Here is a 25569-nt window from a genome sequence, read left to right as displayed (position 1 = left end):
ACAATATGTTGGAATTTGATTTTGAAATGGAGAGCCTGGCGCAAATTAAGGTCATCGGCGTTGGCGGTGGCGGCAGCAATGCAGTCAACCGGATGATTGAGAACGGCGTGCAGGGCGTTGAGTTCATCACGGTTAATACGGACGCCCAGGCGCTGCATATGGCCAAATCGGAACATAAATTGCAAATCGGGGATAAGCTGACCCGCGGCTTGGGTGCAGGCGCCAATCCGGAGGTCGGCAAGAAGGCCGCTGAAGAATCCCGCGATCTGATCTCGAATACGCTCAAGGGAGCCGACATGGTGTTCGTTACCGCAGGCATGGGCGGCGGCACCGGTACCGGCGCTGCGCCGGTGATTGCCGAAATCGCCAAGGAATGCGGAGCGCTTACAGTTGGCGTAGTTACCCGTCCTTTTACCTTTGAAGGCCGCAAGCGTTCCACACAAGCCGAGCTCGGCATCGAGGCGCTGAAGGAAAAGGTCGATACGCTTATCGTCATTCCCAACGACCGTCTCCTCGAAATCGTTGACAAGAAGACTCCGATGCTGGAAGCCTTCCGCGAAGCGGATAACGTGCTGCGTCAGGCTGTACAAGGTATTTCCGACTTGATCGCCGTTCCGGGCCTCATCAACCTTGACTTTGCCGACGTGAAGACGATCATGACGGAACGCGGATCGGCTCTGATGGGTATCGGCATCGCGACAGGCGAGAACCGGGCATCGGAAGCCGCACGTAAGGCGATCATGAGCCCGCTGCTTGAAACTTCCATCGAGGGAGCCCGAGGCGTCATTATGAACATCACCGGCGGCTCCAATCTCTCGCTGTATGAAGTCAATGAAGCGGCCGAGATCGTCACTTCCGCCTCTGACCCCGAAGTCAATATGATCTTCGGCGCGATTATCGAAGAGAGCATGAAGGATGAGATCAAGGTTACGGTCATCGCGACAGGCTTCGAGCATAAGGCAGCACCGACTGCGCAACGCCGTCCGGCTTCGAACCAGACCGAGCAGGCCCCGGATAAGACGAACAACCTTCGTCCGTTCGGCAACCAGGTAAGCTCGGATCAGCTCGACATTCCGACCTTCCTGCGCAACCGCTCGCGGGGCAATCGCGAGTAAATACAACTTAACAAACGGCAACATTCAAAGGAAGCCATCCTGAAAAAGGAAGGGCTTCCTTTTTTTATGCTCCCAAAAAAATGTACTAACAATCGTCATTCGAGCATAGGCTTTGTGGATAGGCGAAGGTACAAGAAAACTCGACAAAAATAGCCCGCTGCCGCCTACCAGGTTTAGACAGACTTTGGACTTCGGACTTTCTATACTATTCCTATCGCAGCAAAAAGACCTGAAGCCAAGCATCTGGTGGCTCCAATATCGGCCTTAGGCAGGTGAATGCATGGTAGTTTATATCGACTTGATCTTTGCCGCCAATTTGCTGATCGACGCAGTGCTGCTGTGGCTCACCCGATGGATGATCAAGGTCAAGGTCAGGTGGTGGAGGCTTTGGCTGTCAGCCCTGGTCGGCGCGTTATATGTCGTTATGATGTTTGTGCCGGAGCTTTCGTTCATGTATACCTTTCTGATCAAGTTCGGTTTGTCGGTCATCATGATCGGTGTCGCTTTCGGTTTTACCAGCCTGCAGGGCTTTTTGCGAAGCATGGGGGCCTTCTACATCATTAATTTTGCGGCGGCGGGCGGTATACTGGGTGTACATTATTTGCTTCAGAGCTCCGGGGATATCTGGAACGGAATTCTGTATACGGCGGCAGGAGGTTATGCTTACCGGCTGAAAATCGGATTTTGGTTCGTTCTGTTCATCCTGCTGCTTGTGCTGGGCTGTTATAAAGCCGTTCATTCCTCCCGGGCGCGAAGAGAGAAGCTGGAAGCTTATATCGGCACTGTGCAGGTCGAAATTGAAGGCGTGACCGTCACCTGCTCCGGATTGCTCGACACCGGGAACCGGCTGTACGATCCGTTGACCAAAACCCCCGTTATGGTGATGGAAGCTTCGCTGTGGGAGGAGTATTTGCCGGAAAGCTGGAAAGGGCGTTTGTCGCAGGAAGGGGCGGATCAGCTGCTGTTGGAAACGGACGGGCAGTCCTTTATATGGCAAGACCGGCTAAGACTCGTCCCTTACCGCGGGGTGAACAGGGGAGCGTCTTTTATGCTGGCGTTGAAGCCGGACCATGTTGCCGTGACCCTTGGCGAAACGACGACCGGGCACCGGAAAGTGCTAATCGGCCTTGACGGCGGCACACTGTCCGGGGATGGGGCTTACCGGGCGATCATTCATCCCGATTTGGCCCAGAGCGAGTCTGCGATTCATCCGGGCGGAGTTGCCTGATGCATGACGCATTTCCCTTGCGGAACTGAAGGCCCTGCGATTCGGAAGGAGAAGCGGTTCGGCAGCTTTCAGCGCTTACTTCAGGAAGGAGGAACAACGATGATCAAATGGAGACTGACGCTGCAGCTCCAGTATTACCGGGTGCTGTTTCTGCTCGGGCTGAAAAGCCAGGAAATTTATTATATCGGAGGGAGCGAGGCCCTTCCCCCGCCGCTCACGCGGGAGGAGGAGGATTATCTGCTTCAGCGCCTCCCCTCGGGCGACGCGGCCGTACGCGCCATGCTGATCGAGCGCAATCTGCGCCTTGTCGTGTACATAGCCCGCAAATTCGAAAATACCGGCATCAATATCGAGGATCTGGTATCCATCGGCGCCATCGGTCTGATCAAGGCGGTCAATACATTCGACCCCGAGAAAAAAATCAAGCTAGCCACATACGCGTCACGCTGTATCGAGAACGAGATCCTCATGTACCTTCGCCGCAACAGCAAAACGCGCAGCGAGGTATCCTTCGACGAACCGCTGAATATCGACTGGGACGGCAATGAGCTGCTGCTGTCAGACGTGCTCGGCACCGAGAACGACACCATCTACCGCAACATCGAGGAGCAGGTGGACCGCAAGCTGCTGCAAAAAGCGCTGGAAAAGCTGAGCGAGCGGGAACGGCTTATCATGGAGCTTCGGTTCGGCCTGCGCGGCGGCGAGGAGAAGACGCAGAAGGACGTTGCCGATCTGCTCGGCATCTCCCAATCCTATATTTCCCGGCTGGAAAAAAGAATAATCAAGCGGCTGCGCAAAGAGTTCAACAAGATGGTTTAGCCCTGCCTGAAGGCCCTTCTTGCAGGCAAAAGGCCAAGGAATAAAATGGCCGACCGGGGAGATAATGTACAGTAATGTTTCTCCTTGGGAGGTTAATCATCATGACCCGAAATAAAGTCGAGATATGCGGTGTGGATACCGCCAAGCTGCCCGTTCTGACGAACGCGGAGATGCGGGAGCTGTTCACTTCGCTGCAGCAGAAGGGCGAGAAATCCGCCAGAGAGAAATTGGTAAACGGCAATCTGAGACTGGTACTGAGCGTAATCCAGCGGTTCAATAACCGCGGGGAATTCGTTGACGATTTGTTTCAGGTGGGCTGCATCGGGCTGATGAAAGCCATTGATAACTTCGACCTGTCGCAGAATGTAAAATTTTCCACCTATGCGGTGCCGATGATCATCGGCGAAATCCGCCGCTACCTGAGGGACAACAACCCGATACGCGTCTCACGCTCGCTGAGGGACATCGCTTACAAGGCGCTCCAGGTGCGGGACAGTCTGACCAACCAGAATTCCCGGGAACCCACGATTTTTGAAATTTCCGAGGCGCTTGGCGTTCCGAAAGAGGATGTCGTATTCGCGCTCGATGCCATTCAGGACCCCGTTTCCTTATTCGAGCCGATCTACCACGACGGCGGCGATCCGATTTACGTCATGGACCAGATTAGCGACGACAAAAACAAAGATGTCTCCTGGATTGAGGAAATTGCGCTGCGGGAGGCGATGCAGAGGCTGGGGCAGCGGGAAAAACGCATCCTGTCGATGCGGTTTTTCGAGGGCAAGACGCAAATGGAGGTTGCCGACGAAATCGGCATTTCACAGGCGCAGGTATCCCGGCTTGAGAAGTCGGCCATCCAGCAGATGCAGAAGCATGTGAAGTCATAACCTAAGACAAAAATTGGACAACCCATCCCACCCAAGGGCCCTGCCTGAAGGTGGGGTTGTTTTTTTAAGCACCAAATATGAGGCATTTGACCAAGCCGCCGCCACATATACTTAGATGTACGTTTGAACTTACAGAGGTGGCGCCATATGAATCAGGAAACAACGGCTTCGGGCAAAAAAATGAAAATATCCGATTTTCAGTCCAAGGATGTAATCAATATTGTCGACGGCAGGCGTCTCGGTCAGGTCAGCGACCTGGAGCTGGATTTGCGGCGCGGGGTGATCGATGCCATTATCGTTCCGGGCTATACGAGGTTTATGGGTCTGTTCGGCGGAGGGGCCGATCTCGTCATTCCATGGCGGAATATTGTGAAGATCGGTTCGGATGTCGTGCTGGTGAAAATGGAGGAGCCCCGGCCTTCACTTGAGGCGGAAGAGCGTGAAATCCTGGTGCTCCAGCGGGAAGAAAGGAATGAACGGCGCACGTACTGAACGCTGCGCTTTCTTTTTGCATCCGTAGTAACGCAAAGGCCGGCGCTAGACTTTACTGGGCGATCTTGTGGTACACTTGAAGGCGGGGTGAGAGAATGGAACCTTTTATGCAAAAAAGCGGGAGTCCGGCGCTGTTCAGCCTTGAGTCGTGGATGAACCCGGATTCGAAAATAACCGCCGGATTTACCGGACGGGCCGGGGGAGCAGGCCGAACGCCTTACGAAAGCCTGAACTGCGCTTTTCATGTAGGCGACATCCCGGAGGATGTCATTAAGAACCGCAAGCTTGTAGCCGAGAGTCTCGGCTTTTTGTTAGAAGACTGGACATGCGGGGAGCAGGTGCACGGCTCGGAAATCGCGGTTGTGACGGCGGATGATAAGGGACGGGGCAGTCTGGAACGGTCCACGGCGTTTGCCGATACGGACGGACTTCTGACCGATGTGCCAGGCGTGCTGCTTGCTTCGTTCTACGCGGATTGCGTTCCGCTCTATTTTTATGATCCGGTGACGGGAGCCGTCGGCCTGGCCCATGCGGGCTGGAAAGGGACGGTGGCGGAAATTGCTTTGTCCATGGTAAAGAGGATGGAAGCTGTCTACGGCAGCCGCAAGAAGGATATCCGGGCAGCGATCGGTCCAAGCATCGGGGCCTGCTGCTACGAGGTGGACGATTTCGTCATGGACCGTGTGCGCAGGCTGGAGGAGAGCCTCATCCGGGATGAGGAATCCGGGGAAAGCCTGTACAGCCCTTCGACAGCGCATATTGGCAAAATGATGCTCAACTTGAAAGAATTGAACCGACGCATTATGATAAAAGCAGGAATATTGCCGACACATATCGAATGTACAAGTTGGTGTACAAGCTGCAGCCCTGATTTGTTCTTCTCCTACCGCAAGGAAAACGGGGTGACGGGAAGAATGGCGAGCTGGATCGGAATAAAGGAGAGTTGACCGTTGTCCTCGACATTGCAGGAACGAATAGCCGAAGTCAGCCGGCGCATTGAACGCGCGTGCGCCAAAGGCGGACGGAAAGCAACGGAAGTCAGGATCATCGCGGTGACCAAGTATGTGTCGCCGGAGATGACAGCAGCCGTGCTGGCTTCCGGTCTTACAGATATCGGCGAGAACCGCTGGCAGAATGCCGAGCGCAAATGGGAAGCGCTTGGCAGTCAGGGAGTATGGCATTTTATCGGCCATTTACAGACCAACAAGGTGAAGGATATCATTGGCAAATTTCAATATATCCATTCACTGGACCGCTTGTCGCTGGCCCGCGAACTGCAGCGGAAGGCGGAGGTGGCCGGAGTGGACGTGAACGTATTCCTTCAGGTGAACATTTCCGGAGAAGAGTCCAAGTTTGGCCTGAATCCGGAAGCTGTTCCGGATTTTTTACGTGAAATTTCGGGATTTAACCGGCTTAAGATCGTCGGACTGATGACAATGGCTCCGCATGAGGAAGACCCGGAGCTTACTCGGCCGGTATTTCGCGGTCTCCGCGAACTGCGGGACAAGCTTAACGGCATGGGGCTGACTCCGGAGCCGTTGACGGAGCTGTCGATGGGCATGTCGAATGATTTTGAAGTGGCGATTGAAGAAGGAGCCACCTGGGTGCGCCTGGGGACGGTATTGGTAGGCCATGAGGAGGAATCATAATGGGTGTCATGAACCGCTTTATGAGCTTTTTGGGATTGCAGGAACAAGAGGAGATTGTCGAGCATGAACAGCTGGGCCAGCATGAGGAGGAAGATTATGCGCCCAGTCCTGTAGAAACCCGCAAGAACCAGCGGGTCGGGAATGTCGTCAGCATCCATCAGCAGAAAAATGTCAAAGTCGTGCTGTACGAGCCACGTTCGTACGACGAAGCCCAGGAAATCGCGGACCATCTCCGGTCGCACCGAACCGTCGTTGTCAATCTGCAGCGGGTACGGAACGATCAGGCGATGCGGATTATCGATTTTTTAAGCGGAACGGTGTACGCCCTGGGGGGCGGCATCTCCAAAATTGGCGGAAATATCTTTCTCTGCACGCCCGATACCGTTGAAATTCAAGGCACCATCTCGGAAATTCTCGCCGACGACCAAGACTATAACAGAATGAGGTGAACGGGCTTTGTCCCAAATTGATTCCATAATTAACATTCTTTTCAATATTTACTTCTACATGATCCTATTCTACGTGCTGATGTCCTGGCTGCCGAACGTCCGTGATAACTTTATCGGTGAGCTGCTCGGCAAGCTGGTTGAGCCTTATTTGACGCCGTTCCGCAAAATAATTCCGCCTTTGTTCGGAACCATCGACTTTTCGCCTATTGTGGCGCTGCTGGTGCTCGAACTCGCGGTGAACGGACTCAGGTCCGTGCTGTTTTACTTGATGGGTTAAGCATGAAGCAGGACATTTACGGTCATTTTCACCCTGACGAGCGGCAATTTGTGGACAGGGCTTATGAGTGGATAGAGAATGCGGTCCGGTATCATGAGCTGAAGCTGACGGATTTCCTCGACCCGCGGCAGGGCTATATTCTGCAGTCGCTCGCGAACCGTGAGCCGGATGTGAAGGTCAAATGGGATGGCGGCCACGAAGAAGCGGAACGGCGGAGAGCGCTGATTGCTCCCGATTACCGTGACTTGGAAGATGAAGAGCTGGGACTGAAGGTGCTGCACATAGCACCGGCGGAGCAGAATCTGCCGAAGCTGGAGCATGGAGATTATATGGGCTCCCTGCTAGGTCTCGGAATCAAGCGCAGCAAAATCGGCGATATCTACGTTCTGGAGGACGGCTGCAATGCCGTTGTGACGTCGGATATCGCCGATTATTTGGCCCTGCATATGAGCAGTGTCGGCCGCGCTCCCGTCACCGTGGAGGTGCTGCCGGTATCGGAGCTGCGGCGAGCCGAGGTCAAGCTGGAAACGATGGAGCTTACGGTATCTTCCCTGCGGCTCGACGGCATCGCGTCGGATGTGTGCCGGCTCAGCCGGAGCAAAATTCTCGTTCCCATCAAGGCCGGACGCGTCCGGGTGAACTGGAAGGTGGAGGAAGATCCTTCATTCCATCTGAAAGATGGCGATGTCGTTTCGGTTCAGGGCTTTGGCCGCTTTAAAGTGCTGGAGGTCGGCGGACTGACAAAAAAAGCCCGATACCGGGTCCGGGTCGGCAAATTTGTATAAATTTCTTGCAGGAATTTCAGTCGGCTTGTCGAAATTGATTAACTCTAAGGGCAGCTAACATTTGTGGAGCTGGACGCCGATAGTTTTAGAAGAGGCGAAATCTCAGACAGTCACGGAAAAAATGGGCCGCTTGACTTGTCCTAAGCTGGCTTGTTTTTCAGATTTCCTTCTTCATCCTGAAAGATGAAGTGACGGCTGGGCGGAAGAGGCCCGAAATTTCTAGGAGGTGCACAGCATGCCATTAACGCCGCTCGATATACATAACAAGGAGTTTGCCCGGCGGCTCCGAGGTTATGATGAAGACGAGGTCAATGAGTTTCTCGATCAGGTTATTAAGGATTACGAGAGCGTCATCCGGGAGAACAAGGAGCTTAGTAATCAGCTTCTGACCCTGCAGGAGCGTCTGGACCATTTTACGAACATCGAAGACACTTTGTCGAAGACCATCATTGTAGCCCAGGAAGCTGCCGACGAAGTGAAGAACAACGCCAAGAAAGAGTCGCAGCTCATCATTAAGGAAGCGGAGAAGAACGCCGACCGCATTATCAACGAGGCGCTTTCCAAATCCCGCAAAATCGCCATTGAGACCGAAGAGCTCCGCAAGCAAGCCTCTATCTACCGCACCCGGTTCCGGACGCTGGTGGAAGCTCAGCTTGAGCTGTTGTCCCAGGATGACTGGGACGCGCTGGAGAGCCGCGAGGTTCGCGAAGAAGTATTTTGAGGCAAAGGCCCTGGCCTGTTGACTTTTATCGTTAAAGAAGCTATAACTAGAACATATCTGTAACATTTAATATTGTATTCGATGACGGGACCAGTACGTCATGGCAACGATCCCCAGAGAGTCGGCGATTGCTGAAAGCCGATGGTCAAACCATGCCGGAATATCCTCCCCAAGAAGCGAACCTGAAACGAACCTTGTGTCGTGCGTAAGGCGAGCCGTCTCCCGGACGTTATACCGGACCTGCGTAATTGCGCGGGAGCTGAGATCGCGTATGATCTTTGGCCGTTTATTCGGCAGAGGTTTGCGCGGAATTAGGGTGGTATCGCGAGCGTCGCCTCGCCCCTTTGGGGGCGGGGCGTTTATTATTTTTGGGGCGGCGATCCCCCTAAATCCCCCTTCCTCAAGGGGGACCCCAAGGGTTGCACCCTCTGGACACCCGCAAGGGTTGGAGAGGTGCGGGGGCTTGGCGGACGGGAGCGGCGGTTGGCGGTGGAGCGGCCCTTCCTCGCGGCATCCCCTGACGGGGACGCCGCGAGGGGCCTTTACAGCGGCGCAGTGGACGCGGGCTGCTGCGCCCCGCCCGCCGGAGGCCCCTCGCGAGTGCTGCCCTGACGGGATCGCGGCTCGGGTGCAAGGGCCAAACCGGGTGCGTGCGGCTGCGCCCCGCCCGCCAGTGGCCCCTCGCAAGAGCTGCCCTAACGGGATCGCGGCTCGGGTGCCCCGGCCCAGCCGCCTATATGCGGCGGCTGGGCCTACGCTTTGCGCCACCTGTAGAGCGGCCGCTTGCGGCAAGCGGGCACATCACAACAGTAACTCAAAATAACGCCGCTGCCCTGGGCTTCGACAAACTTCCGGGTGTCCAGAGGGCGAGCCCTCGGGGTCCCCCTTGGCTAAGGGGGATTTAGGGGGATCGAAAACGGTTTTAAGACAAAACCACGAGAGGAATGGATTCCATGCAAAAAGTAGACATCAAAGAAAAGGCGCGGGACAGAGATGTCCGCATCTTAAAGAAATGGAACGAAGAGAATACGTTCCGCAAATCAATCGAGTACCGTGAAGGCAAGCCGAACTACGTGTTCTACGAAGGTCCGCCAACGGCAAACGGCGCGCCGCATATCGGGCACGTGCTTGGCCGCGTAATCAAGGACTTCATCGGCCGCTACCAGACGATGAAGGGCTACCGAGTTGTGCGGAAGGCCGGCTGGGATACCCACGGTCTGCCGGTCGAGCTTGGCGTGGAGAAGCAGCTCGGAATCTCCGGCAAGCAGGAGATCGAAGCCTATGGCGTCGAGAAATTCATCAAGAAATGTAAAGACAGCGTCTTCGGCTACGAGAAGCAGTGGCGTGAATTTACGGAAGCGATCGGGTATTGGACCGATCTTGATAATCCTTACGTTACCCTGAACAATACCTACATCGAGAGCGTATGGAACATCCTTGCAACGGTTCATGAGAAAGGGCTTTTGTACCGCGGACACCGCGTCAGCCCGTACTGTCCAAGCTGCCAGACGACGCTCAGCTCGCATGAAGTAGCTCAAGGGTACAAGACGGTCAAGGACTTGAGCGCCACCGCCAAATTCAAGCTGGACGACAGCAGCGAATATGTGCTGGCCTGGACGACGACGCCTTGGACGCTTCCGGCGCATATGGCGCTGGCGGTTAATCCGGACATGGACTATGTGCGGGTGCAGCAGGAGGACGGCGTCTACATCATGGCCAAAAATCTGGTCGAAGAAGTGGCGAAGGGCGAGCACACGGTGCTGTCCGAGCTGAAAGGCTCCGATTTGGTTGGCAAAACGTACCAGCCTCCGTTCAGCTACATCCAGGCGGAGAGAAGCAATGTGATCGTCGGAGCTTCTTTCGTAACGGATGCCAGCGGTACGGGGATCGTGCATATGGCCCCGGCGCACGGCGAGGACGACTACAAGGCCTGCCGCGAGAACGGCATCACCTTCGTAAATGTGGTAGATACTTCGGGCAAATATACCAATACGGTTACTGATTTTGCCGGACGCTTTGTGAAAGACTGCGACCTCGATATCGTCAAGGCGCTGTCAGAGAAGGGCCTGCTGTACGGCAAGGAAAAATACGAACACAGCTATCCGTTCTGCTGGCGCTGCGACACGCCTCTTCTGTACTATGCAACAGACAGCTGGTTCATCAATACGACAGCGATCAAGGATCAACTGATTGCGAACAACAACGGCGTTGACTGGTATCCGGGTCATGTCCGGGAAGGCCGGTTCGGCAAGTTCCTTGACGAACTCGTAGACTGGAACATCAGCCGCAACCGCTACTGGGGCACTCCGCTGAACGTTTGGGTCTGCCAGGAGACGGGCAAGGAGTTTGCACCGCACAGTATCGCCGAGCTGCGGGAAATGGCCACCTCTGAAGTGCCGGAAGACATCGAGCTGCATAAGCCGTATGTGGATAACATCCGCCTGCGCAGCCCGTTCAAGGAAGGCGCGGAAATGGTGCGGACCTCCGAAGTGATCGACGTATGGTTCGACAGCGGCTCGATGCCTTTTGCGCAAAGCCACTATCCGTTCGAGGACGCGGATAAGCTGGAGGAACAATATCCGGCGGACATGATCTGCGAAGGCATCGACCAGACGCGCGGCTGGTTCTACAGCTTGCTTGCGGTGTCGACGCTGTTCAAAGGCAAGGCGCCTTACAAGGCGGTTATCGCGACAGGCCACATCCTCGATGAGAACGGCCAGAAGATGTCCAAATCGAAGGGCAATGTCATCAACCCTTGGGATATCATGAACGAATACGGCACCGACGCGTTCCGCTGGGCGATTCTGGCCGACAGCGCGCCGTGGAACAATAAGCGTTTCTCCCGCGGGCTGGTGGGCGAGAGCAAGTCTAAGGTCGTCGATACGCTGGTGAACACCCACGCGTTCCTGACGCTGTATGCGGGCATTGACGGCTACGATCCGGCGGAGCACCCGTTCAAGCTGTCTTCCCATAAGCTGGACCGCTGGATTCTGTCCCGGCTGAACAGCCTGATCCTCGTAGTTGATAAAGGGCTTGCGGTTAACGATTTCGTCAACTCGTCCAAAGCGATCGAGAACTTTATCGACGAGCTGAGCAACTGGTATATCCGCCGTTCCCGCGACCGTTTCTGGGGCAGCGGGCTTGGAGAGGAGAAGCTGGACGCATACCGTACGCTGACGCATGTGCTGCTGACGACGGCGAAGATTGTCGCTCCGTTCATGCCGATGCTGGCGGAGGATATTTTCGTCAACCTGGGCGGCGGAGAAAGCGTGCATTTGGCGGATTACCCGGCTGCCGACGAGAGCCTGATCGACCTTACGCTTGAGCAGGATATGGAAAGCGCCCGTAACATCGTTGAGCTGGCGCGGAACGTCCGCAACGAGACCGGAATCAAGACGCGTCAGCCGCTTTCCGAGCTGATCGTTTCCATCAGCCAGAGCTTTAATGTCGCGGATTACGAGGAGATCATCAAGGACGAGATCAACGTCAAGTCCATCGTGCTGGAGACGAGCGACAGCGGCTTTGTTGATTTTACGCTGAAGCTGAACCTGAAGGTGGCAGGCAAAAAATACGGCAAAAACGTTGGCTTCATCCAAGGCTTCCTGAAATCGATGGACAGCGGCGCTACCCGCGAAGCGGTTCAAAGCGGCAAGGTGGCCGTCACCTCTCCGGAAGGCGAAGAACTGCAAATCACCGCAGACGAGCTGCTGGTCGACAAGCAGGCCAAGCCGGGCTTTGCGTCCGCATCCGGTTACGGAATTACGGTCGCGCTGAATACGGAAATCACGCCGGAGCTGGAACAAGAGGGCTGGGTGCGTGAAATCGTGCGGGCGGTTCAGGATTACCGCAAACGCCTTGACCTGCCGATCGACAAGCGCGTTGCGCTGACCCTGAGTGTCGATGATGAGCTGAAAGCGGCCGTTACGGCGTTCGAGAATGTCCTTCGGGAGAATGTGCTGGTTACGACGATTGGTTTTAGCGGTGATCGTGCCCCTGAAACGGTGGATATTGGCGGCAAAACGATCGGCATCGTAATCGGCTAAAGCTTGGATTAAAAGCAAGCGGCGGCGCATGTCCCGTCCGTAAAGTGCATATACTAGTGTCAGAAGTATAAACGCAGGCGTTCCGCCAAGGTATGTCCTGCCAAAATATTTCGGCGCACAAAGACGAGCCCCGAGCGAGAGGGAGACAGACTGTCTCTCCTAAGCCGGGCTCGTCTTACGTTACGGCGCTAAAGGACGGAGGGAGCCGCAGGATGAAGGAGGACCCGGATCGCGGGACATATCGGAAGGAAAGCCTGACCTCTTGGAAACCGCTGGAGCGCGGAGGAGAGCCGCCCGAACCAGGCGATAAGGAAAAAATAAACCGCATATACCGACTGGCGACCGACTGGGCGCAGCGGATGGAAAAATCCAGAATCTCCGAGTATACGGAGCTGCTCTTTTCTCCATGGCGGCTTATATGGCTGAATGTGCTGGCAGGGACCGCACGCGGCGTCGGAATCGCCATCGGATTTACTTTTTTTGCGGCGACGATCATTTATGTGCTTCAAGTGCTGGGGGCGCTTAATCTGCCGATAATAGGTGATTACATCGCCGATATCGTGCGTATCGTTCAGCATCAGCTGGAGCTTAACACGTATTAGTTCCAGACCCTAATCGGCCAGTATACAGACCGTCTGCATGTTGGCCGTTCTCTTGGTGGATATGACCGTTCGTCCCGGCCCAACTTGTAGAAATAAAAACTCCGAACAAGCCGCAATAGCATGCAGCTGCCCGGAGTGATAAAGGTTATCTGTTTTTTACATGAAATTACGAACTAAAATATGTATAAGCCTCTTCATACGTTTCTTTATATTCAACTTGATTCCGGAACATGCGATTGAGCTGCATTGTAAAGAGTGGACTATCGGAAAGATATACCCACTTCTTATCCATGCGGAGACCACGATTGATTGCAAGCTGCATCGTAGGCGAGAGCAAAGCTACTACCTCTTGCGAGAGGACGGATTTGGCTTTACGGACATCCGTAATCCCAGAGAAGCCAGGCTTAACCTTTTTGAGAATTTCTTCAAAGTCTTTGATATAAGCGGCTGCTGCATTTTCATCCAATCGTTCGGCCACTACGATAATCAAATTTCTTTGTTCGTCATAATTAATAGTATAGGCTGACATAAACAATTCCTCCAAGTTATATAAAAGTAGATTAGAGCCTAAAATTGATCACCATAGGGCCCTTGGTATATAAGAAACCCGGTGTCATGGGCTTAAGGGGAAAAAGAGTCTATGGATATATGGATCTATGGATGTTTTGTCGTTTTATGTCGGGGAATTATGTATTTTTTAGTCCATAAATCACATAAAATAATCCTTCCCTCCCTTTACAATAAATTCCTAGACCTATTTTTGTCAATGAATTTGTGCTAATAACTCGAAATTTGACGAATTGATAGCTTTTTGAATGGTATAAATGAAGGATTATAGTCCCATATTAGTCATATAGGCTTAGACGGTTTATGGGGGTACAAAAAAGGAGCAGCCCGCGCTGGCTACTCCTTCTCTCTTTTACCGTAAGGATCAAGCAGATAGTCGCCTTCTCCGCTGTCCATATACTGCTGGTACTGATGACCGCGTATGATCGTAATGTTGCTGCCGGTCATATCCGTGGCGATAAAATTTTCCCAGGGCTCCACCCAGCCGTCCGGATCGTGGGATTCGATCTCTACATCATTGTAGGAATCGATATTGTTTCCCTCGGCCATGGCCGGCGTATTGGAGGTGCCGTAGCTTTCGACGATCTGCCAGGAATCCTCGCCGTCAAACCCGTTATACTCCTTGTCATCCAGGCTGCTCCGTCCAAAGGGCGGGGTCAGAAACTCCTCTTCGACAGGCCGCGTATGCGGTTTTTCCTGACGGGGGCTGTGTTCTTTGCAGTAACGTGTTGCAGGCAGGGCGGCTAGGCGTTCATAAGGAATCGGCTCGCCACTTGCTGCGCAAATGCCGTATGTGCCGTTGTCCATCGCTCGAAGCGCGTCCTCGATTTCGGTTAGTTCCAGCTCTTCGCGCTCCTGAAGCGAGATGTCCATGGAACGGTGGTATAGGTCGGTGGCAACGTCGCCGGGATGGTTGTCGATTTCCGAGAGCTCGCCCGACATATCCCGCATAGAATCCTCCAGACCGTGATCTTCATTCTCTATAAGCCTGTGCCGGATATCGTCCCGCTGCCGGACAAGAAGGCCGCGCAGATGGTCAAGCTGCTCCGAGGTCAGGTGGTTCATAAGTGTCGGCTCCTTTCTTTGTGCCTTTTTCCTTACTAGGTTGGCCTGTCGCCCGGCTTTTTACGTCTGGCAAATTGTGCTCCGGATAAGACTTAGGCTGGAAGGGGTCAATGGACGTGTTCTAAAGCCGTGTGCTACAATATACAAGTCTTTATACATGTTTTGGATCGCTTTCGGGCGGGAAAAATAAGAACGGAGTGACTAGCTGAAGTGGTGTACTATCTGATCGCGCTCATTGTGTTTTTGATTGACCAGGGAACGAAATACTTAATCTCCTCACGTCTGCAGCTCGACGAGCAAATTCCGGTAATCGGGAATTTTTTTCTCATCACATCTCACCGCAACCGCGGCGCCGCTTTCAGCATTTTGCAGAATCAGCGCTGGTTTCTCATTCTTGTGACGATTGTTGTCGTGGTCGGAATCGTCTGGTACCTGAATAAGGTCAGAAAAACGCGCCGGCTGCTGCCTTTGGCGCTTGCACTTGTGCTTGGCGGCGCGATCGGCAATTTTCTCGACCGGCTGTTGACAGGCGAGGTTGTCGATTTTCTTCAGTTTAATTTCGGCAGCTATACGTTTCCGATCTTTAACGTGGCGGATTCCTGCATTGTCGTCGGGGTAGCGCTCATCATTCTGGATTCCCTCCTTGATATGAAGGGCGGCGGCCAGACGGAAGTGACCGAAGTGAAGGAAACAGGCGAGGCAAAGGAAGGGAATGAGTAGCATTGAATAAGGACGCTCTTAATGAGCGGACGGAAGGCGAGAGCCCCGATAACGGGGTCGCCTGGACCGTTCAGGAAGAATACGCCCGTGAACGTATCGATAAATATATTACAGAGGCCTGGGAAGAAGACATTTCACGCTCCCAGGTGCAGCAGTGGATCGAAGCCGGACTTGTCACGGTAAACGGCCGCAAGGTAAAAGCGAATTACAAGCTGTCGCCGGAGGATATGATTTCGGTGACGGTGCCCGAGCCCGCAGCCGCGGAGCTGACCCCGGAAAATATTCCGCTTAATGTCGCCTACGAGGATTCGGATGTGATTGTCGTGAACAAGCCCCGGGGCATGGTCGTGCATCCGGCGGCGGGGCACCCTTCAGGTACATTGGTCAATGCTTTGATGTATCACTGCAAAGACCTGTCGGGAATCAACGGAGAGATTCGTCCCGGCATCGTGCATCGGATCGACAAGGACACCTCCGGCCTGATTATGGCCGCCAAGAACGACGCCAGCCACAATTCGCTCGCGGCACAGCTCAAGGCGCACAGCGTGACCCGGCGTTATCTTGCGGTTGTTCAGGGCAATGTAGCTCATGACCAAGGGACCGTTGACGCTCCGATTGGCAGAGACCCGCATGACCGCAAGCTGTATACGGTGACGGAGAAGAACAGCAAGACCGCCGTTACCCATTTTACCGTGCTGGAGCGGTTCGGCGATTGTACCTTGCTGCAATTGCAGCTGGAGACCGGACGCACCCACCAAATTCGGGTGCATATGAAGTTTATCGGCCATCCGCTCGTCGGCGATCCCGTATACGGCCGAAGCAAAGGGATCTTCATGGAGGGCGGACAGGCTCTGCACGCGGCCGTACTCGGTTTTGTGCATCCTTCCACCGGAGAATATCTGGAATTTTCGGCTCCGCTGCCGGGAGACATGGAAGAACTGCTGGCCCGTCTGCGAAGCAGATAAGTACAAATGAACTGCGGATTTGTCCATTGTTTTGCAGCGGCTGTTGCGTCATATTTAACAATATGGAAATGAATAGGCTGAGCGTTCGTTCATCCGTTTACTATTTCAAAAGCCAGGAGTGAGAACACCTTTATGAGTATCGAACAATACCAGGATACGTTTATCCAGAACAATTTCGCGGATCGCATCGGCGGAGCGAACTACGGCAAGGATACCAACATTTATAAATTTGAGAAGATCAAACGCGCCAAGGCTGCGGCCAAGAAGGATTTTCCCGATATCGAACTGATCGATATGGGCGTCGGCGAGCCGGACGAAATGGCGGATGCTGGCATCGTCGCCAAGCTGGCCGAGGAAGCGGCTAAGGAAGAGAACCGCGGTTATGCGGACAACGGCATTGCCGAATTCAAGGAAGCGGCGGCCAAGTATTTGAAGGAAGTATTTAATGTGAACGACATTGACCCGGCTACCGAGGTGCTGCATTCCATCGGCTCGAAGCCGGCACTGGCCATGCTCCCTTCCGCTTTTATCAATCCGGGGGATATTACGATCATGACCATTCCGGGCTATCCGGTGCTTGGCACGCACACGAAATATCTGGGCGGACAGGTCTACAATGTCGAGCTCAAGAAGGAGAACAATTTCCTTCCCGACTTGAGTTCCATTCCCGAAGACATCGCCTACAAGGCGAAGCTTCTTTACCTGAACTATCCGAACAACCCTACGGGAGCCAGTGCAACTCCGCAATTTTTTGCCGAAGTCGTAGCCTGGGCGAAGAAGTACAATGTTGTCGTCATTCATGACGCCCCTTATGCGGCGCTGACCTATGACGGCCTGAAGCCGCTGAGCTTCCTGTCTGTTCGCGGTGCGAAGGATGTTGGCGTAGAGCTGCATTCCCTGTCCAAATCGTACAACATGACGGGCTGGAGAATCGGGTTTGTGGCCGGCAATCCGCTGATCGTCAAAGCTTTCGGCGACGTGAAGGACAATAACGATTCCGGTCAGTTCATCGCCATTCAGAAAGCGGCGGCTTACGGCCTGGCTCATCCTGAAATTACGGAAGCCATCGCGGCCAAATATTCCCGCCGACACAACCTGCTGGTGGACGCGCTGAACAGCCTTGGCTTCAAGGCAACGAAACCGAAGGGCTCCTTCTTTATGTATGTTGAAGCGCCAAAGGGAATCAAAGGCGGACGCCGCTTCGAGTCGGGCGAGGATTTCTCCCAATATCTGATTCGCGAAAAATTGATCTCGACCGTTCCTTGGGATGATGCCGGCGCGTTCGTACGCTTCTCCGTCACCTTTATCGCCAAGGGCGAAGAAGAGGAGCTGCGCGTTATTTCCGAAATCAAGCGCCGCCTCAGCGACGTGGAATTTGAATTTTAATCAAGCTTTTGCGTTTAACAGCCTCCGTGCCGGTTTTCGGTTCGGGGGCTGTTTTTTACTGTAGAATCCGCTGGTAAATTTGTATAGGTCCGGAGTTGACATGGGCTGTCCGTTCTGTCATAATTCTTATGATAAATGAATAGCGCCTTTAAATCAGTCCCGTGAGGCTGGCAAGGTAACGTGAATCGAGGTTCGCGGCTTTTTAAGTGAGGTATCCGTCTGTCTGTACGGAGCTCTTTTGCTGCGCGCTTGTCACCGTTCTTCAATCTGCGGATTCCACTCCTTGCCTGCTTCAGGCAAGGAGTTTTTGATTTCCACCACAGATATGGGGATACGGCGCATTACCTGGAGGGTAACCTGGCATGATTATCGAGAAGAATGTCATTATGGACGAGACGGCGATTCGCCGGGCGCTATCGCGCATAGCGCATGAGATTCTGGAGAAGAACAAAGGCATCGAAGATTGCATGCTGATCGGTATCCGCACCCGGGGCGTATATCTCGCACGGCGGATCGCGGAGCGAATCAAAGAGATCGAAGGCGCCGACGTTCCTTGCGGAGAGCTTGACGTCACTTTTTACAGAGACGATCTGGAGCCGGGGAAGAATAAGAATGCCAGCGACGGAGATTGTAACGGAAAAGGGACGTTGATCCTTCCCCCCAGCGTTTCGGGTACCCGGGATAAAAAGATTATCCTGTTCGACGATGTTCTCTACACCGGACGGACGATTCGGGCGGCCATGGACGCACTGATGGACTGCGGACGGCCGCGGATGATCCAACTTGCGGTTCTGGCCGACAGAGGCCACCGCGAAGTGCCGATACGCCCGGACTATGTGGGCAAGAATGTGCCGACCTCAAGGCATGAATCGATTGAAGTGGCGCTGAAGGAAGTCGACGGCACGGACGAAGTGCACATACTATCGAACTGGGAGGCAAAATAATATGATGACAGCTACCCGAGTAAAGGAACGGAGCCTGCTTGGACTTAGAGGTTTGGACGCGGCGGAAGTTTCCGCGATACTGGACAGAGCGGCGTATTGGGACAAGCAGACGGAGAAGGCAAGCTCGGTGCTGGCCTCGCGGTTTGTCTCCAACATGTTCTTCGAGAACAGCACGCGCACCCGCTTCTCGTTCGAAATGGCCGAGAAGCGTCTCGGCGCCCAGGTGCTGAACTTCACGGCCGCGGCTTCCAGTGTGGAAAAAGGCGAGTCGATCTACGATACCGTCCGCACGCTGGAGTCGATGGGCATCGATGCGGGTGTCATCCGGCTGAAGCCGGCAGGTTTGCTGGCCCAGCTCTCCGAGAAAGTATCCATTCCGCTGATTAACGCCGGCGACGGCAACAATGAGCATCCGACGCAGGCGCTGCTGGACCTGTACACCATGCTCAAGACCTTCGGAGACATCAAGGGCCTGACCGTATCCATCATCGGGGATATTATGCACAGCCGGGTAGCACGCTCCAATCTGTGGGGGCTGACCACGATGGGAGCCAAGGTGCAGTTCTGCGCGCCGGAGAATATGAAAGCCCCAGAGCTGATGGATTATGCGCCTTATGTCTCGATGGAGGAAGCGCTGAAAGCGGACGTTGTTATGATGCTGCGCGTACAGCTGGAGCGGCACGCTTCGGGAATGCTGTCATCGGCGGAAGAGTACCGCCGGCAGTTCGGCCTGACGGAAGAGCGGGCGGCTAAACTGGCTTCGCACACAGTCATTATGCATCCGGCACCGGTCAATCGTAATGTCGAAATTGACGACGCGGTAGTCGAAAGCGCGAAATCGCTGATTTTTCCGCAGATGTCCAATGGAGTTCCGATCCGGATGGCGGTCATCGAAAGAGCGATCCGATAAACCCCTGCTGAATAAAATTAATAAATATACACAGATATGAATTTTTATTATATAATAACGATAGAGCCCGGATGCTCTTGTCGCGGGCAGAAGGAGAAGCAACGTGATTATCAAAAATGCCAATGTTTTGAATGCGGAAGGCGTCTTGGAACGCAAGCACATCCAGATTGAGAACGGTACGATCTCCGCGATTCTGAATGGGAACGAGACGATCGCCGAAGGTTCGGAAACGATTGATGCCGCCGGCAAGCTGCTGGTTCCGGGGCTGATCGATATGCACGTGCATTTGCGCGAACCGGGTTTTGAACATAAGGAGACGATTGAGACAGGCAGCCGTTCGGCGGCCAAGGGCGGATATACGACGATTGCCAGCATGCCGAACACCAAGCCGGTAACCGACAGCCCGGAAGTGGTGAAGCTGGTGCAGGACAAGGCCCGCGCGGCCGGACTGGTCAAGGTGCTGCCTTACGCCGCGATCACGAAGAGTCAGCAGGGGCAGGAGCTTACGGATTTTGCCGCGCTGAAGGAAGCCGGAGCGATCGGTTTTACGGATGACGGCGTAGGCGTGCAGACGGCTCAAATGATGAAGGATGCGATGAGCATCGCGGCTTCCATGGATATGCCGGTCATCGCGCACTGCGAAGACAACTCCCTGGTTGTGGGCGCGCCGGTGGCTGAAGGAAGCTTTGCCCGCAAGCACGGGCTGAAGGGCATTCCGAACGAGTCGGAAGCGATCCATGTCGGCCGGGATATTTTGCTGGCTGAGGCGACGGGCGTGCATTACCATGTGTGCCATGTCAGCACGGAGCAGTCTGTGCGGCTGATCCGCCAGGCCAAGGAAATCGGCATCCGTGTGACCGCCGAGGTATGTCCGCATCATCTGCTGCTGTCGGAGGAGGACATCCCGGGGCTTGACGCCAACTGGAAAATGAATCCGCCGCTGCGCTCGCGCCGCGATGTGGACGCCTGCATCGAAGCTTTGCTTGACGGGACGATCGACATCATTGTGACGGACCACGCGCCGCACAGCGCGGAAGAGAAAGCCAAAGGGATGCAGGCTGCACCTTTCGGCATTGTCGGATTCGAGACGGCATTTCCGCTGATGTATACGAAGTTTGTCGCCGCCGGGAAGATGGATCTTGCCCTGCTGGTCAAGAGAATGACCGCCGATCCGGCCCGCGTGTTCAGGCTGAACGCCGGTGTGCTGGAGCCGGGAGCTCCGGCGGACGTAACGCTGATCGATCTGGAGACGGAGAAGGAAGTCGACCCGGAAACCTTCGCCAGCAAGGGCCGGAACACGCCGTTTACAGGCTGGAAGCTGAAAGGCTGGCCGGTATTGACGATTACGGACGGCCGGGTTGTATGGAGTGATGAATTGGAAGAGAACCGGAAGAACGAAGCGGGGCTGCAGGCCTAACAAGCTGACAAGCGAGTGGGACACTCCGGCGTTAACAGGAAATATACAGTTTGAAACTACAGAATGAAGAGGAGTGGAAGGGAATGCAGGCAAGATTGCTGCTACAGGACGGAACGCTGTTTACCGGCACCGCATTTGGGGCGGAAGGCGAGAAGACTGGAGAGGTTGTATTTAATACGGGGATTACGGGATATCAGGAGGTATTGTCCGATCCTTCGTACTGCGGGCAAATCGTTACGATGACGTATCCGCTGATCGGGAATTATGGCATCACTCGTGATGACTTTGAGTCCGTGCGGCCTTTCGTACACGGCTTCGTTGTGCGCCGTCATGAGACGGTGCCGAGCAACTGGCGGGCCGAGTACAGCGTCGATGACCTGCTGAAAGAGTACGGCATCCCCGGGATCAGCGACATCGATACCAGGATGCTGACACGCATCATCCGCCACTATGGCACGATGAAGGCGATCCTGACCACCTCCAACAAGCCGGTGGAAGAGCTGATGGAAATGATGAACGATACCTCGATTGACGAGCTGCGCAACCAGGTGGCACGCACTTCCACTGCCAGCGCATACAGCAGTCCGGGAACGAAGGAAAAAATCGTGCTCGTGGACTACGGCGCCAAGACGGGGATTCTGCGCGAGCTGAACAACCGCGGCTGCGACGTCATCGTCGTTCCCCATAACGTGACCGCGGACGAAATCCGCCGCATCAATCCGGACGGCATCCAGCTGTCCAACGGTCCTGGGGACCCCAAAGACGTGCCTTACGCCGTCAAGACTATTTCCGAGCTGCTCGGCGAATACCCGATCTTCGGCATCTGCCTGGGACACCAGCTGTTTGCGCTGGCCTGCGGCGCGGACACCGAGAAGCTTAAATTCGGACATCGCGGCGGCAACCATCCGGTCAAGGAACTGTCGAGCGGACGCTGCTATATCACTTCGCAGAACCACGGCTACACCGTTAACGAAGACTCGGTAAAAGGCACGGAGCTTGAAGTGACGCACATCAACAATAACGATAAGACGATTGAAGGGCTGAAGCATACCCGCTACCCCGCTTTCTCGGTGCAGTACCATCCGGAAGCGGCTCCGGGCCCGCATGATAGCAGCTACCTGTTCGACCGTTTTCTGGAGATGATTGCGGAGCACAAACGGAATACTCCCGCAATTTCCCGTCAAGCCCAGCATGCGGCGAACGCGCGGATCGCGGCGCCTACCCCGAAACAGCAGCTTGAAGCCGTGAAAGGAGCCTACTAATAGAATGCCTAAGAACGATAAGCTTAAAAAGATACTCGTGATCGGCTCAGGGCCGATTGTCATCGGCCAGGCGGCCGAATTCGACTACGCCGGAACGCAGGCCTGCCAGGCGCTGAAAGAAGAAGGCGTGGAGGTTATTCTGATCAACAGCAACCCCGCCACCATCATGACCGATACGAATATGGCGGATAAAGTATATATTGAACCGATTACGCTCGACTTCGTTACCGGCATTATCCGGCAGGAGCGTCCTGACGGACTGCTGCCGACGCTCGGCGGGCAGACCGGCCTGAACATGGCCGTCGAGCTGGCGCGCGCGGGCGTGCTGGAGCAGGAGAACGTCAAGCTGCTCGGCACGCAGCTGCACTCCATCGAGAAAGCGGAAGACCGCGACTTGTTCCGCGAATTAATGCGCGAACTTGAACAGCCCGTGCCGGAGAGCACGATTGTTACGACGCTCGACGAAGCGCTGGCGTTCGCCATGGGAATCGGCTATCCGCTGATCGTACGTCCGGCTTATACGCTGGGCGGCACCGGCGGCGGGATTTGCGCGAATGAAGAAGAGCTTCGCGAGACAGTCAAAGCCGGCATTCGCTACAGCCCGATCGGCCAGTGCCTGATTGAGAAGAGCATCGCCGGCATGAAGGAAGTCGAATACGAAGTCATGCGCGATGCGAATGACAACTGCATCGTGGTCTGCAACATGGAGAACTTTGACCCGGTCGGCGTGCATACCGGCGATAGTATCGTCGTGGCACCGAGCCAAACGCTGTCCGACCGCGAGTACCAAATGCTCCGCAGCGCCTCGCTGAAAATTATCCGCGCGCTGAACATCGAAGGCGGCTGCAACGTGCAGTTCGCGCTCGATCCGCAGAGCTATCAATACTATGTCATTGAAGTGAATCCGCGCGTCAGCCGTTCGTCGGCGCTGGCGTCGAAGGCAACCGGCTATCCGATTGCCAAGATGGCCGCTAAAATCGCCCTCGGCTACACGCTTGATGAGATTATCAACCCGGTTACAGGGCAGACTTATGCCTGCTTCGAGCCGACACTCGATTATATCGTCAGCAAAATTCCGCGCTGGCCGTTCGACAAGTTCATCTACGCGAACCGCAAGCTGGGTACCCAGATGAAGGCGACTGGCGAAGTTATGGCCATCGGCCGCACCTTCGAAGAGTCGATTCACAAAGCGATCCGTTCGCTGGAGATCGGTGTTCACCGGTTCAAGCTGCCTGGAGCCGAACTGATTGAGGATGAAGTGCTGAAGACCCGTCTGGCGAAACCGGACGACGAGCGCATCTTCCTGATTGCCGAGGCGTTCCGCCGCGGATATCAGCTTCAGGAAATCCAGGATCTCACCCAGGTTGACTGGTGGTTCCTGGATAAGATTGAAGGCTTGATCGGCTTCGAGGACCGCATCCGCGAAGAAGAGAGTCTGACGCCGGAAACGCTGTACCAGGCGAAGCGTCTTGGCTTTACCGACCGCGCCATTGCCGAACTGCGGGCTGAAGGCCAGCCTGGCGGTAAACTGACGAAGGAAGCCGATGTTCGTACGATGCGTCTGGAGCAGGGACTGAAACCAGTCTACAAAATGGTTGACACCTGCGCGGCCGAATTCGAGGCGACTACGCCTTACTATTACTCGACTTACGAAACCGAGAACGAAGTGCTTCCATCCGATAAGCAAAAAGTGGTTGTGCTTGGCTCCGGCCCGATCCGTATCGGCCAGGGCATCGAGTTCGACTACTCGACGGTTCATGCCGTCTGGGCAATCCAGAAGGCCGGATACGAAGCAGTCATTATCAATAATAACCCGGAGACGGTATCCACCGACTTCAACACCTCTGACCGGCTCTATTTCGAACCGCTGTTCTTCGAGGATGTCATGAATGTCATCGAGCAGGAGAAGCCGATCGGCGTTATCGTGCAGTTCGGCGGACAGACGGCCATCAACCTGGCTGCTCCGCTTAGCGCGGCAGGCGTCAACATTCTTGGCACAAGCCTTGAAAGCATCGACGAAGCGGAAGATCGCAAGCGGTTCGAAGCATTGCTGTCACGCCTGGATATCGCGCAGCCGCAGGGCAGCACCGTAACGACGGTGGAAGAAGCGGTAGGTACGGCCCAGTCGCTCGGCTATCCGGTTCTGGTGCGTCCTTCCTACGTGCTTGGCGGACGGGCGATGGAGATTGTCTATTCCGATAACGAACTGCTGACTTATATGAAAGAGGCGGTTAAGGTCAACCCGGATCATCCGGTCCTGATCGACCGCTACATGCTGGGCAAAGAGGTTGAAGTCGACGCTATCTGCGACGGCGAAACAGTAGTTATTCCAGGGATCATGGAGCACGTGGAACGCGCGGGCGTTCACTCCGGCGACTCGATCGCGGTATATCCGCCGCAGCATCTGGAAGACAGCCTGAAACAGAAAATCGCCGATATCACGATCAAGATCGCCAAGGAATTGAAGACAGTCGGACTGGTCAACATTCAGTTTGTCATCTACCGCGGCGAAGTTTACGTCATCGAAGTGAATCCGCGCTCGTCGCGTACCGTGCCGTTCCTGAGCAAGGTGACGGGCATTCCGATGGCGCTTCTGGCCACGAAGGTTATTCTCGGCGGCAAGCTGAAGGACGAAGGGTACAGCGAAGGCCTGTGGCCGGAGAGCGACTTCGTCTCCGTCAAAGTGCCGGTCTTCTCGTTCGCCAAGCTGCGCAGAGTAGAGCCGACGCTGGGTCCGGAAATGAAATCGACCGGAGAAGTTATGGGCCGCGACAGATTGTATGCCAAGGCTCTGTATAAAGGTCTGATCGGCGCAGGCATGAAAATCCCGACCACCGGCTCGATTATCGTAACCGTGGCCGACAAGGATAAAGCGGAAGCGATCGAGCTGATGAAAGGCTTCCACCGTCTGGGATATAAGATCATTGCTACGGGCGGCACCGCTTCGGCGCTGGAAAATGCGGGCCTTAACGTCATGAACGTCAACAAGCTCGGCGAAGGCGAGCCTACCATTATCGACATTATCCGCAGCGGCCAGGCGAACTTCGTGTTCAACACGCTCACGAAGGGCAAGACGCCGGAGCGCGACGGCTTCCTTATTCGCCGCGAAGCGGTCGAGAACGGCATCGTCTGCATGACGTCGCTTGATACCGTAACGGCGCTGCTGCGCATGCTGGAGACGATCAACTTCTCCTCGCAGTCGATGCCGGCTTTTGTAGGACAATAAGATAAATTGCGCAAGGCAAGGCATAGGGAACTTCAGGAACGGT

The 25569-nt window shown here is 54.9% G+C and carries 23 protein-coding genes; 21 read left to right on the top strand and 2 right to left on the bottom strand.

The annotated features are described in order from the left end of the window. Nucleotides 1-5 precede the first annotated feature (5 nt). The 13 genes from ftsZ to G5B47_RS04925 all read left to right on the top strand — a co-directional run bounded on the left by ftsZ (nt 6) and on the right by G5B47_RS04925 (nt 13064). Entirely contained in the window at nt 6-1115 is a 1110-nt protein-coding gene (gene ftsZ, locus G5B47_RS04980; RefSeq protein WP_025335859.1) for a cell division protein FtsZ, read from the top strand. Nucleotides 1116-1395: 280 nt separating this feature from the next. Next, a complete protein-coding gene (gene spoIIGA / locus G5B47_RS04975; protein ID WP_165094944.1) occupies nt 1396-2343 on the top strand; it encodes a sigma-E processing peptidase SpoIIGA in 948 nt (315 codons plus the stop codon). A 99-nt stretch (nt 2344-2442) separates the two neighbouring features. Next, on the top strand, nt 2443-3162 hold the full coding sequence (gene sigE / locus G5B47_RS04970; RefSeq protein WP_025335857.1) for an RNA polymerase sporulation sigma factor SigE: 720 nt from the start codon (nt 2443-2445) through the stop codon (nt 3160-3162). 101 nt (nt 3163-3263) lie between these two features. Next, nucleotides 3264-4046 carry an RNA polymerase sporulation sigma factor SigG gene (gene sigG / locus G5B47_RS04965; protein WP_025335856.1) on the top strand — a complete coding sequence of 261 codons (783 nt, stop codon included), beginning with the start codon at nt 3264-3266 and terminating at the stop codon, nt 4044-4046. 147 nt (nt 4047-4193) lie between these two features. Then, nucleotides 4194-4538: a YlmC/YmxH family sporulation protein gene (locus G5B47_RS04960; protein ID WP_235957078.1), complete on the top strand. Its 345-nt coding sequence runs from the start codon at nt 4194-4196 to the stop codon at nt 4536-4538. A 95-nt stretch (nt 4539-4633) separates the two neighbouring features. Next, the gene (pgeF, locus tag G5B47_RS25345; RefSeq protein WP_206107195.1) at nt 4634-5485 is read left to right on the top strand and encodes a peptidoglycan editing factor PgeF; all 852 of its coding nucleotides are present in this window, start codon (nt 4634-4636) and stop codon (nt 5483-5485) included. Nucleotides 5486-5488: 3 nt separating this feature from the next. Beyond that, nucleotides 5489-6187 (top strand): YggS family pyridoxal phosphate-dependent enzyme, encoded by a 699-nt coding sequence (locus G5B47_RS25340; protein WP_168130067.1) that lies wholly within the window; start codon nt 5489-5491, stop codon nt 6185-6187. Continuing rightward, nucleotides 6187-6636 carry a cell division protein SepF gene (locus G5B47_RS04950; protein ID WP_025335852.1) on the top strand — a complete coding sequence of 150 codons (450 nt, stop codon included), beginning with the start codon at nt 6187-6189 and terminating at the stop codon, nt 6634-6636. Before G5B47_RS25340 ends, G5B47_RS04950 begins: the two co-directional genes overlap by 1 nt. Nucleotides 6637-6643: 7 nt before the next feature. Beyond that, the gene (locus G5B47_RS04945; protein WP_165094941.1) at nt 6644-6913 is read left to right on the top strand and encodes a YggT family protein; all 270 of its coding nucleotides are present in this window, start codon (nt 6644-6646) and stop codon (nt 6911-6913) included. Between the two features lie 2 nt (nt 6914-6915). Then, a complete protein-coding gene (locus G5B47_RS04940; protein WP_165094938.1) occupies nt 6916-7698 on the top strand; it encodes a YlmH family RNA-binding protein in 783 nt (260 codons plus the stop codon). A gap of 235 nt (nt 7699-7933) precedes the next feature. After that, nucleotides 7934-8419: a DivIVA domain-containing protein gene (locus tag G5B47_RS04935; protein WP_025335849.1), complete on the top strand. Its 486-nt coding sequence runs from the start codon at nt 7934-7936 to the stop codon at nt 8417-8419. A 953-nt stretch (nt 8420-9372) separates the two neighbouring features. After that, entirely contained in the window at nt 9373-12462 is a 3090-nt protein-coding gene (gene ileS / locus G5B47_RS04930) for an isoleucine--tRNA ligase (protein WP_165094935.1), read from the top strand. A gap of 212 nt (nt 12463-12674) precedes the next feature. Continuing rightward, complete coding sequence (locus G5B47_RS04925; protein WP_235957077.1) at nt 12675-13064, top strand: DUF5665 domain-containing protein; 390 nt, start codon at nt 12675-12677, stop codon at nt 13062-13064. Nucleotides 13065-13230: 166 nt separating this feature from the next. On the opposite strand, the gene G5B47_RS04920 is transcribed toward G5B47_RS04925, so the two are convergent. Then, entirely contained in the window at nt 13231-13593 is a 363-nt protein-coding gene (locus tag G5B47_RS04920) for a hypothetical protein (RefSeq protein WP_165094933.1), read from the bottom strand. A 374-nt stretch (nt 13594-13967) separates the two neighbouring features. Further along, entirely contained in the window at nt 13968-14696 is a 729-nt protein-coding gene (locus G5B47_RS04915; RefSeq protein WP_165094930.1) for a TraR/DksA C4-type zinc finger protein, read from the bottom strand. Between the two features lie 210 nt (nt 14697-14906). Here G5B47_RS04915 and lspA point away from each other — a divergent pair, with 210 nt between their 5' ends. From lspA to carB, 8 genes are all read left to right on the top strand, one after another. After that, on the top strand, nt 14907-15416 hold the full coding sequence (lspA, locus tag G5B47_RS04910; protein ID WP_165094928.1) for a signal peptidase II: 510 nt from the start codon (nt 14907-14909) through the stop codon (nt 15414-15416). A 2-nt stretch (nt 15417-15418) separates the two neighbouring features. After that, the gene (locus G5B47_RS04905) at nt 15419-16381 is read left to right on the top strand and encodes an RluA family pseudouridine synthase (protein WP_165094925.1); all 963 of its coding nucleotides are present in this window, start codon (nt 15419-15421) and stop codon (nt 16379-16381) included. A 132-nt stretch (nt 16382-16513) separates the two neighbouring features. Continuing rightward, nucleotides 16514-17767 carry an LL-diaminopimelate aminotransferase gene (locus tag G5B47_RS04900; RefSeq protein WP_165094923.1) on the top strand — a complete coding sequence of 418 codons (1254 nt, stop codon included), beginning with the start codon at nt 16514-16516 and terminating at the stop codon, nt 17765-17767. Nucleotides 17768-18129: 362 nt separating this feature from the next. Beyond that, nucleotides 18130-18711, top strand: a complete 582-nt coding sequence (gene pyrR / locus G5B47_RS04895) for a bifunctional pyr operon transcriptional regulator/uracil phosphoribosyltransferase PyrR (RefSeq protein ID WP_165094920.1) — start codon at nt 18130-18132, stop codon at nt 18709-18711. A gap of 1 nt (nt 18712) precedes the next feature. After that, a complete protein-coding gene (locus G5B47_RS04890; protein WP_165094918.1) occupies nt 18713-19621 on the top strand; it encodes an aspartate carbamoyltransferase catalytic subunit in 909 nt (302 codons plus the stop codon). A gap of 103 nt (nt 19622-19724) precedes the next feature. Further along, nucleotides 19725-21038: a dihydroorotase gene (locus G5B47_RS04885; protein WP_165094915.1), complete on the top strand. Its 1314-nt coding sequence runs from the start codon at nt 19725-19727 to the stop codon at nt 21036-21038. An 83-nt stretch (nt 21039-21121) separates the two neighbouring features. After that, a complete protein-coding gene (carA, locus tag G5B47_RS04880) occupies nt 21122-22300 on the top strand; it encodes a glutamine-hydrolyzing carbamoyl-phosphate synthase small subunit (RefSeq protein ID WP_165094912.1) in 1179 nt (392 codons plus the stop codon). Nucleotides 22301-22304: 4 nt separating this feature from the next. Continuing rightward, a complete protein-coding gene (gene carB, locus G5B47_RS04875; protein WP_165094909.1) occupies nt 22305-25526 on the top strand; it encodes a carbamoyl-phosphate synthase large subunit in 3222 nt (1073 codons plus the stop codon). The last annotated feature ends 43 nt before the right edge of the window (nt 25527-25569 follow it).

The sequence above is a fragment of the Paenibacillus apii genome (genome assembly GCF_011043685.1).
GTDB lineage: Bacteria > Bacillota > Bacilli > Paenibacillales > Paenibacillaceae > Paenibacillus_AQ > Paenibacillus_AQ sabinae.
The sequence above is the reverse complement of the archived record's forward strand: the minus strand, read 5'-3'. Positions and strand labels throughout refer to the sequence as shown.

Excerpts from the sequence above, each read along its gene's own strand:
- ftsZ (WP_025335859.1), top strand. The coding sequence starts at position 6 with ATGTTGGAATTTGATTTTGAAATGGAGAGCCTGGCGCAAATTAAGGTC.
- spoIIGA (WP_165094944.1), top strand. The coding sequence starts at position 1,396 with ATGGTAGTTTATATCGACTTGATCTTTGCCGCCAATTTGCTGATCGAC.
- sigE (WP_025335857.1), top strand. The coding sequence starts at position 2,443 with ATGATCAAATGGAGACTGACGCTGCAGCTCCAGTATTACCGGGTGCTG.
- sigG (WP_025335856.1), top strand. The coding sequence starts at position 3,264 with ATGACCCGAAATAAAGTCGAGATATGCGGTGTGGATACCGCCAAGCTG.
- G5B47_RS04960 (WP_235957078.1), top strand. The coding sequence starts at position 4,194 with ATGAATCAGGAAACAACGGCTTCGGGCAAAAAAATGAAAATATCCGAT.
- pgeF (WP_206107195.1), top strand. The coding sequence starts at position 4,634 with ATGGAACCTTTTATGCAAAAAAGCGGGAGTCCGGCGCTGTTCAGCCTT.
- G5B47_RS04950 (WP_025335852.1), top strand. The coding sequence starts at position 6,187 with ATGGGTGTCATGAACCGCTTTATGAGCTTTTTGGGATTGCAGGAACAA.
- G5B47_RS04940 (WP_165094938.1), top strand. The coding sequence starts at position 6,916 with ATGAAGCAGGACATTTACGGTCATTTTCACCCTGACGAGCGGCAATTT.
- G5B47_RS04935 (WP_025335849.1), top strand. The coding sequence starts at position 7,934 with ATGCCATTAACGCCGCTCGATATACATAACAAGGAGTTTGCCCGGCGG.
- ileS (WP_165094935.1), top strand. The coding sequence starts at position 9,373 with ATGCAAAAAGTAGACATCAAAGAAAAGGCGCGGGACAGAGATGTCCGC.
- G5B47_RS04925 (WP_235957077.1), top strand. The coding sequence starts at position 12,675 with ATGAAGGAGGACCCGGATCGCGGGACATATCGGAAGGAAAGCCTGACC.
- G5B47_RS04920 (WP_165094933.1), bottom strand. The coding sequence starts at position 13,593 with ATGTCAGCCTATACTATTAATTATGACGAACAAAGAAATTTGATTATC.
- G5B47_RS04915 (WP_165094930.1), bottom strand. The coding sequence starts at position 14,696 with ATGAACCACCTGACCTCGGAGCAGCTTGACCATCTGCGCGGCCTTCTT.
- G5B47_RS04900 (WP_165094923.1), top strand. The coding sequence starts at position 16,514 with ATGAGTATCGAACAATACCAGGATACGTTTATCCAGAACAATTTCGCG.
- pyrR (WP_165094920.1), top strand. The coding sequence starts at position 18,130 with ATGATTATCGAGAAGAATGTCATTATGGACGAGACGGCGATTCGCCGG.
- G5B47_RS04890 (WP_165094918.1), top strand. The coding sequence starts at position 18,713 with ATGATGACAGCTACCCGAGTAAAGGAACGGAGCCTGCTTGGACTTAGA.
- carA (WP_165094912.1), top strand. The coding sequence starts at position 21,122 with ATGCAGGCAAGATTGCTGCTACAGGACGGAACGCTGTTTACCGGCACC.
- carB (WP_165094909.1), top strand. The coding sequence starts at position 22,305 with ATGCCTAAGAACGATAAGCTTAAAAAGATACTCGTGATCGGCTCAGGG.